The 263-nt window shown below is 55.9% G+C and carries 1 pseudogene; it reads left to right on the plus strand.

What is annotated here, in order from left to right:
• A pseudogene (locus tag EH240_RS37720) lies at positions 1-229 on the plus strand (3-methyl-2-oxobutanoate hydroxymethyltransferase); the annotation flags it as partial.
• Positions 230-263 lie beyond the last annotated feature (34 nt).

Below are 263 nucleotides of genomic sequence, written 5' to 3' on the forward strand. Positions count from 1 at the left end.
TCTGTTCGCAGAGGACGTGCTCGGCTACGGCCGCAACCGCCTTCCCCGCCACGCCAAGGCGTATCGGAACTTCAAGGCCGAGTTCGACCGACTGAATAGTGAACGCGTCGCGGCATTCCGGGAATTCCGGGCTGACATACATTCCGGTGCCTATCCCGGACCCGAACACACTGCGGCGATCCCGGAGGCTGAATTTGAAACCTTTCTTAATCAGTTGGGATCTCGATAGTGCTCCGTCTTTAATATCAGTATCCACTTTTTCG

Origin of the sequence: Mesorhizobium tamadayense (genome assembly GCF_003863365.1) — a bacterium.
GTDB classification, from domain to species: domain Bacteria; phylum Pseudomonadota; class Alphaproteobacteria; order Rhizobiales; family Rhizobiaceae; genus Mesorhizobium; species Mesorhizobium tamadayense.